The organism is Pseudomonas sp. BF-R-19 (assembly GCF_019956445.1).
GTDB lineage: Bacteria > Pseudomonadota > Gammaproteobacteria > Pseudomonadales > Pseudomonadaceae > Aquipseudomonas > Aquipseudomonas fluorescens_BH.
Window position 1 is genome coordinate 1 of the sequence record NZ_JAHBDN010000002.1, and the last position, 7,576, is coordinate 7,576.

Genomic DNA, 7,576 nt, shown 5'->3' on the forward strand with positions numbered 1-7,576 from the left:
ACACAGCGGTGGGTCAGTCAACTCAATGTTTGATGACACACCGCTTTCGCGAGCAAGCCCGCTCCCACAATAGATTGTATGAACCCTCTTCTTACAACCCACCCTCAGACTGATCCAGTTCTTCGCGCAAGAACTCGACCAGCGCCTGCACCGGCCGCGAACTCTGCCGGTGTTGCGGATAGACCGCCGACAACGTCAGCGGCTCCGGCCGCAAATCCTCCAGCACTTCCACCAGCCGTCCATCCTTCAACGCCGAGCCGACGATGAACGTCGGCAAATACGTGATCCCCAGCCCGGCAATCGCCGCGTCCTTGAGCAATTCACCGTTGTTGACCCGCATCCGCCCGCTGACATTGACGCTCAATGGCTTGCCCTGCCCCGCAAAACGCCATTGCACCTGTCGACCATGGCCGTACGGCAGGCAGTCGTGACCGTGCAAATCCTCTGGCTTGAGCGGTGTGCCGCGTTCGGTCAGGTACGCCGGGCTTGCGCAGTACACCCGTTCAATGGAGGCAATGCGTCGGGCGATCAGTGTCGAGTCTTCCAGTGTGCCGATGCGCAGCGCCAGGTCGTAGCCCTCACCGAGCAAATCAACGGGACGATCGCTCAAATCCATCTCTACCGTCACGTCGCGATAGCGCTGCAAAAACACCGGCAACAGGCAGCCCAGATGCGCCAGTGCGAACGACAGCGGCGCACTCACACGAATGGTCCCCCGTGGCTCGGTGGTCTGGCCGGCGATGCCCTGCTCCACTTGTTCGACTTCGCTGAGCAGGCGCAAGGCCGACTCGTAATAGCTCTGTCCCAGCGGCGTGACATCCAGGCGCCGGGTCGAGCGATTGAGCAAGCGCACGCCCAGGCGCTCTTCGAGCTGCATCAAGCGGCGGCTGACAAACTGCTTGGACAGGCCCAGTTGATCGGCGGCTGCCGTGAAGCTGCCGGAATCCATCACCTGGCAAAAAATACGCATATCTTCGAAGGGGTTCATTGTCACATCCCGGTTGACAGTCAAACACTTTATAGCCGCTTTTTCCCTTCCTGGCACACCATTAATCTTCGTTCACCGCACTGAAATCACCTTCCCCGAAGGATCTGCGATCTGTTTGCCGCAAGCATTTAAATGGAGTTTCCCCATGTCCTTGCTCCTTGAGCATTTGCTTTCCCTGAGCGCACTGCTGTTGGTAGTCGACGCCCTGCTCTGGCACCTCGCGCCATTCAAGCATCGCGTCAGCCGGGTCGGTGTGCGCCTGGCGCTGTTTGTGCTGTTCAGCGCGGTGCTCATCAACGCCGGCGTCAGCCCGTTGCAGGCGCCCTTGTTTACCGATGATCGCGTGGCGCAGTTGGGGGCCACGGCGCTGGGGATTCTCTGGTGGCTGTACGCCGCGCGGGTGCTGACCGAAGTGATCGGCCTGGCCCTGATGCGGCGTATCGGCCACAGCGGCCGGCTGCTGCAGGATGTCATTGGCGCACTGGTGTTCCTGATTGCCGTGGTGGCCGCTGCCGGCTACGTGCTGGAGCTGCCGGTGAAAGGTTTGCTGGCGACCTCCGGCGTCGTCGCCATCGTGGTGGGCCTGGCATTGCAGAGCACCTTGAGCGACGTGTTCTCCGGCATCGTGCTCAACACCACAAAGCCGTACCAGGTCGATGACCGGGTTTCCATCGACGGTATTGAAGGCAAGGTGCTGGACATCGACTGGCGCGCCACCCACCTGCTGACCAGCGCCGGCAGCACGGCGGTGGTGCCGAACTCGGTGGCGGCCAAGGCGAAGATCGTCAACCTCAGCCGCCCGTTCAATATGCACGGCGTGTCGATCAGCATTCAGGTGCCCAACCACATCCGTCCGCGTCGGGTCCTCGATGCCCTGGACCGCACCCTGCAAGGCAGCAACAGCCTGCTGCTCGATCCGCCGCCGAAAGCCGTGCTCAAGGAGGCCGGCGAAACCATGTCCGAATACGTGGCCAGCGGCTTCATCGCCGAACTGGGCAAAAAAGGTGAAGTGCGCAATCAACTGTTCGACCTGGCCCATCGGCACCTCGAAGCGGCTGGTATTTCCCGGCAACCCGATGGTGTGATCGAGCCGTCGACCCGCGCTCGGGCCTTGCTCGATGAAGTGAAGATCTTCCGTTCCCTGAGCGCCGAGGAACGGGATCGCCTGGCCCAGAACATGGTGGCGCAGCAATACGCGGCCGGTGAGGTGGTGCTGGATCTGGATGAAGTACCGGACAGCCTGTTCGTCATCGCCACCGGCGTGGTCAGCGCCACCGTCCCCGACGGCAGCACGCAGATCGAAGCCGGGCGCATGGGGCCGAGTGAAGTCATGGGCGAACAGAGCATCCTCGCCGACACCCCGTCCCAGGCACGGTTCACCGCCATGACTTCAAGCATCATCTACCGCCTCGACAAATCCCTGACCCGCAGCTGCATGGAGCAACGACGGGAAGTCGACCGGGCGTTGAACAAGCTGCAGGCGGTACGCCAGCAGAACAGCCGGATGGCGTTGATGGCCAAGCCGGTGGCGGTCAGGAAAGGTGGGTTTTTGGGGTGGTTGCAAAACCGCTGATCAACAGATCACACAAAACCTTGTGGGAGCGGGCTTGCTCGCGAAAGCGGTGTGTCAGGCAACATTGCTGTGACTGATGCTCCGTCTTCGCGAGCAAGCCCGCTCCCACAGGTCAGGGCTTATTTAGCCGTGAACTTCATGTAGCTGTTGATCAGGTTGCGATAGTTCGGCAGGCGCTCGGACAGCAAATTGGCCAGGCCTTCCATGTCGTTGCGCCAGTCGCCTTGCAGCTCGCAGGCCACGGAGAACCAGTTCAGCAGGTGCGCACCGGCGGCCGACATGCGTGCCCAGGCCGCTTGTTGCACGGTGGTGTTGAAGGTACCGGAAGCGTCGGTCACCACAAACACCTCAAAGCCCTCGGCAATGGCCGACAGGGTCGGGAACGCCACGCACACGTCGGTCACCACACCGGCGATGATCAGTTGCTTGCGACCGGTGGCCTTGATCGCCTTGACAAAGTCTTCGTTGTCCCAGGCGTTGATCTGGCCCGGGCGTGCAATGAACGGCGCGTCCGGGAACTGCGCCTTGAGCTCCGGCACGATCGGACCGTTCGGACCGCTGTCGAAACTGGTGGTGAGGATGGTCGGCAGTTTGAAGAACTTGGCGATGTCGCCCAGCGCCAGCACGTTGTTCTTGAACTCGTTGGGCGAGAAATCCTGTACCAGCGAGATCAGGCCGGTCTGGTGGTCGACCAGCAATACCACGGCATCGTCTTTGTTCAGGCGTTTGTACGGAACGTTGCTCATTGGAAACTCCTTGATGGATGGTTGTCGCAGTCAGCGCCGAACTGTTGGGCCGGCGCTTTTTTAAATGGGTCAGAAGGCAAAACACGAGCAGCCGAAGGCGCCCCAGAAACCGGCGAAATCGCTGACCGGCGCGTTCGACAGGCGCGCCCGTTCATGACTGTGGGAATGCACCGCGCACGGGCCGCTGCAATGGTGAACCTGAGCCTGCATCGGCGACGTCGGGCGCCAGTGGCCGGGCACCTTCACCACCGGCGACCAGTCCGGCAGTACCGGCACGCTGGCCGGCCCGAGCTTCTCGAAGTCACCGGCGCCGTACACCACCTTGCCGCCGACCACGGTCAACACCGATTCGATCCACTTGATCGCCTCTTCATCGACGCTGAAGAAGTCCGCACTGAGGGCGGCGACGTCGGCCAATTGCCCGACCTTGATCTGACCCTTCTTGCCTTGCTCCGACGAGAACCAGGCGCTGCCGTGGGTGAACAGTTCCAGCGCAGTCAGGCGCGACAAGCCTTCGGCGTGCAACTCCATGCCGCCGACGGTGCGACCACTGACCATCCAGTACAGCGAGGTCCACGGGTTGTAACTCGACACCCGCGTCGCGTCGGTACCGGCGCCCACCGGTACGCCCTCGGCCAGCATGCGTTTGATCGGCGGCGTGGCTTCGGCCGCTTTGGCGCCGTAACGCTCGACGAAGTACTCACCCTGGAACGCCATGCGATCCTGAATCGCAATGCCGCCCCCCAGCGCCCTCACCCGCTCGATGTTCTGCGGGGTGATGGTTTCGGCGTGGTCGAAAAACCACGGCAAGCCGTTGAACGGAATGTCGCGGTTGACCTTCTCGAACACGTCGAGCATGCGGCTGATGGATTCGTTGTAGGTGGCGTGCAAACGGAACGGCCAGCGTTGCTCGACGAGGTGGCGCACCACCGGCTCCAGTTCGGCTTCCATGGTTTGCGGCAGGTCGGGGCGCGGCTCAAGGAAGTCTTCGAAGTCCGCCGCCGAGAACACCAGCATTTCCCCGGCGCCGTTGTGCCGCAGGAAATCGTCGCCCTGGTGCAGCTTCACGCTGCCGGTCCAGTTCTTGAAGTCAGTCAACTCTTCCTTGGGCTTCTGGGTGAACAGGTTGTAGGCGATGCGCACGGTCAGTTGCTCGTCCTTCGCCAACTGTTCGATCACCTGGTAATCGTCCGGGTAATTCTGGAAACCGCCGCCGGCATCGATGGCACTGGTCAGGCCCAGGCGATTGAGTTCGCGCATGAACTGACGGGTCGAGTTGACCTGATACTCCAGCGGCAGCTTCGGCCCCTTGGCCAGGGTCGAGTACAGAATCATCGCGTTGGGCCGCGCCACCAGCATGCCGGTCGGCTCGCCGTTGGCGTCACGCACAATCTCGCCACCCGGCGGGTTCGGCGTGTCGCGGGTGTAACCGGCGACGCGCAACGCCGCGCGGTTGAGCAAGGCGCGGTCGTACAGGTGCAACACGAATACCGGCGTGTCTGGCGCCGCCTGATTGAGCTCCGCCAGGGTCGGCATGCGCTTTTCGGCGAACTGGAATTCGTTCCAGCCACCGACCACCCGCACCCACTGCGGCGTCGGCGTGCGGTCGGCCTGATCCTTGAGCATGCGCAAGGCATCGGCCAGTGACGGCACACCTTCCCAACGCAGTTCCAGGTTGTAGTTCAGGCCACCACGGATCAGGTGCAGGTGCGAGTCGTTGAGCCCGGGAATCACGCAGCGGCCTTTGAGGTCGATGACTTGCGTGCCTGAACCACGCAGGGCCATGGCGTGGGCATCGCTGCCGACCGCGACAAAACGCCCGTCGCTGATCGCCACGGCGCTGGCGAGCGGTTTTTCGCGGTCAACGGTATGGAATTGACCATTGAACAGAATCAGATCGGCGTTCATCACGGTTCCTCGTGCAAAGTAGCGGGAGACAGCCAGGGCGCGAACAGACGCGTCGCCATGGGCATGAAGAGGTAAACCACCGACAGTACGATGGTCAGGGTGATCAGGAACGTGGCAACCACGTAGTTGGAGAGAAATGCATTGAGCTGAAGTAGCGGCCCCCAGAGCAGCGGCACCAGCAAGGTGTGCGGCAGGATCACCAGCAACGTCACCACTGCCTGCTTCCAGCGCGGCGGTGGCGTACCGGCCTCGGCCTGGGGCGAGAACCAGAACTCGTTGACTGGATTGACCTCGGTCTGGTCGCCATCGGCCAGCATTGGCGCGGCTTCGTTGACCAGCTCCTGGCGCTGCGGTGAGTCGAGCCAGCGTTGCATCGCCTCGGTCGAGCAAAAGCGCAGCACACTGGTGTAGGTGTCGAGGCCGGCGTGCTTGCCGCGCACCACATCCACACCCAGGTGCCCCACGTTCTGCGCGGCCACCTTGACGATGTTGCGCAGCCAGGCTTCATAAGGCGCTTCAAAACCGGCCTTGACCCGGTGCTTGACGATCAGGGTCACCACCTCATCAGGTCCGGGACTGGCCGGCTCACGGTGATTGGATTCAGACATAACGCAAGGCTCCGGCAAAACGGACATTGAGCGCCAGCCGTCCCGGCCCGGCGATGAAAATGCTGGTGAACACGATCAGCAACAGCCAGCCGAACTGGCCTTCGAAGAGGGTCCACTGCGGGTGCACGACCAACATCGACACCCACAGCAAAAACAGAATAGGCAAACACGCCAGACGCGCCAGCAACCCGGCGACGATCAGCAGCGGGCACACCACCTCGGCGAAAATCGCCAGCATCAGCGTAAGGTTCGCGCCCAGATGGAAAGGGTCTTCGATGTTTTGCAGCTCGGCACTGAAGTGCAGCAGCTTGGGCAAACCGTGCACCCACAACAGCAACAACCCGCCGCTGACCCGCAGGAACAGCAGCCCCCAGTCTTGCGCCCGATCATCGCGTCGCGAAGCGTCCATGGCCTACCCGCACAAATGAAAAACCACCGGCGTCGATGCGCCGGGACTGGATTTGATAGTGCCGGGACGGGGGGAGGAAAAATTGAATGTACGTGCTCTGTTTTGCGGGCACGCCTGGACCTTCAAATCACACAATTCCTTGTGGGAGCGGGCTTGCTCGCGAAAGCGGTGAGTCAGTCAACATCAATGCCGACTGTCATGACGCCTTCGCGAGCAAGCCCGCTCCCACAGGGTTACTCGTTGCTGGCTACTACTCGGCTAGCCTTGCGGGTCGAGATTATCCAGCACCCGGTTCACCGCCAGCTCACCCAACATGATGATCTGCGCAATCCCCAGCAGTGAATGGCTATGAGGGCTTTGCTAAGCGAATAGGGTGGCAGCTGTATGCGGGTTAGCAGACCAGGGATCAAGGAACCCGGCGCACCGAAGTGCCCCACGCACCTCCACCAAATTGCAGATCGAAATGATCTTGAGGTGACACTGGCGAGCCTTGAAATTTACCGAGCTGCTAAACCCGATCGCTGAACGGGGCAGCGACGCAAGGCGGTGTAGCCTGTGGGAAGTTGGCTGACAGTCTGTTTTGAAAGGCGGAAAGCGAAGGTCGCTCAAATTATCCGTGGCAGAGAAGTGTCGATGTAGCAGGGTTGGTTACCTGCGGTGAACACGCTTATTGTGTAGCGTCAAAGCGGCTTCGCTCTTGAAACTTGCGGAACATGGCTCGCATTTGTACGGATGATTTTCGGCGTGGATCTTTCTGTGAGAACTCAAACAAAACTCTCTGGCAAAACCTGCGCCGCAAACGTCACAGGGGAACGGTCTGGCCCCGGTGTGGATCCGCTTATGTCCCTTGAAGTGGGAAAGATTATTAAAACTCTGACCACAGACTTCACATTTGAAAGGCTCTCCCCCGGTATGGGTTCGTATGTGGGCCTTCAGATTACTTTTGGTTGACATACTTTTGGGGCAATGCGGACAAGGAAACCGCTTCCTCACTGTGTTTATCTGCTCTGCACCGCCGCTATAAGCCGCAGCGGAAGTCGAGGGCTGTGGTTCGCCCATTGTGTGCGCTGCCGGAAACGTCTGGGCTGATGGCGTCACGTACCCGACGCGAGAAAGATCCTCGACCAGAGCTCTCTCCTGAACGGAAGTGTTTGGGTAATGACTTCCTAATGTTTGGAAAAATGCGTCCAGCGATTGGTCCATCGCGCCAACACTCACCCGCCCGCTTTCATTCAAAGGCATGTTTGCAGAAAGCTCCTCGACCAAACGCCTCACTTGCGGCGTGCCGTCCGCCGGGCCACGGCTCAAGCTATGGAAGAAGTCGTCCAGTCCCCTGTCAAACTC

The 7,576-nt window shown here is 60.9% G+C and carries 7 protein-coding genes; 1 reads left to right on the forward strand and 6 read right to left on the reverse strand.

Annotated features, from left to right (window positions below; translation table 11 throughout):
- Positions 1–91: 91 nt before the first annotated feature.
- Positions 92–988, reverse strand: coding sequence for a LysR family transcriptional regulator (locus KGB28_RS00040; RefSeq protein ID WP_223440920.1), 897 nt, complete (start codon positions 986–988; stop codon positions 92–94).
- A 145-nt stretch (positions 989–1,133) separates the two neighbouring features.
- Between KGB28_RS00040 and KGB28_RS00045 the strand changes: the two genes are divergently transcribed.
- On the forward strand, positions 1,134–2,561 hold the full coding sequence (locus tag KGB28_RS00045) for a mechanosensitive ion channel family protein (RefSeq protein ID WP_223440922.1): 1,428 nt from the start codon (positions 1,134–1,136) through the stop codon (positions 2,559–2,561).
- Positions 2,562–2,680: 119 nt separating this feature from the next.
- Here the strand turns inward: KGB28_RS00045 and ycaC are convergent, their stop codons facing one another.
- The 5 genes from ycaC to KGB28_RS00070 form a co-directional block, all read right to left on the reverse strand.
- Positions 2,681–3,307: an isochorismate family cysteine hydrolase YcaC gene (gene ycaC / locus KGB28_RS00050; protein ID WP_007977200.1), complete on the reverse strand. Its 627-nt coding sequence runs from the start codon at positions 3,305–3,307 to the stop codon at positions 2,681–2,683.
- Between the two features lie 69 nt (positions 3,308–3,376).
- A complete protein-coding gene (locus tag KGB28_RS00055) occupies positions 3,377–5,215 on the reverse strand; it encodes an amidohydrolase (RefSeq protein ID WP_223440923.1) in 1,839 nt (612 codons plus the stop codon).
- On the reverse strand, positions 5,215–5,823 hold the full coding sequence (locus KGB28_RS00060; protein ID WP_223440925.1) for an antibiotic biosynthesis monooxygenase: 609 nt from the start codon (positions 5,821–5,823) through the stop codon (positions 5,215–5,217). The genes KGB28_RS00055 and KGB28_RS00060 overlap by 1 nt, the downstream gene beginning before the upstream one ends.
- Positions 5,816–6,232 (reverse strand): DoxX family protein, encoded by a 417-nt coding sequence (locus tag KGB28_RS00065; RefSeq protein WP_223440927.1) that lies wholly within the window; start codon positions 6,230–6,232, stop codon positions 5,816–5,818. The genes KGB28_RS00060 and KGB28_RS00065 overlap by 8 nt, the downstream gene beginning before the upstream one ends.
- Before the next feature lie 648 nt (positions 6,233–6,880).
- The coding region (locus tag KGB28_RS00070; RefSeq protein ID WP_223440929.1) for a C2H2-type zinc finger protein at positions 6,881–7,576 on the reverse strand (696 nt) is incomplete at its 5' end.

Excerpts from the sequence above, each read along its gene's own strand:
- KGB28_RS00055 (WP_223440923.1), bottom strand. The coding sequence starts at position 5,215 with ATGAACGCCGATCTGATTCTGTTCAATGGTCAATTCCATACCGTTGAC.
- KGB28_RS00060 (WP_223440925.1), bottom strand. The coding sequence starts at position 5,823 with ATGTCTGAATCCAATCACCGTGAGCCGGCCAGTCCCGGACCTGATGAG.
- KGB28_RS00045 (WP_223440922.1), top strand. The coding sequence starts at position 1,134 with ATGTCCTTGCTCCTTGAGCATTTGCTTTCCCTGAGCGCACTGCTGTTG.
- ycaC (WP_007977200.1), bottom strand. The coding sequence starts at position 3,307 with ATGAGCAACGTTCCGTACAAACGCCTGAACAAAGACGATGCCGTGGTA.
- KGB28_RS00065 (WP_223440927.1), bottom strand. The coding sequence starts at position 6,232 with ATGGACGCTTCGCGACGCGATGATCGGGCGCAAGACTGGGGGCTGCTG.
- KGB28_RS00040 (WP_223440920.1), bottom strand. The coding sequence starts at position 988 with ATGAACCCCTTCGAAGATATGCGTATTTTTTGCCAGGTGATGGATTCC.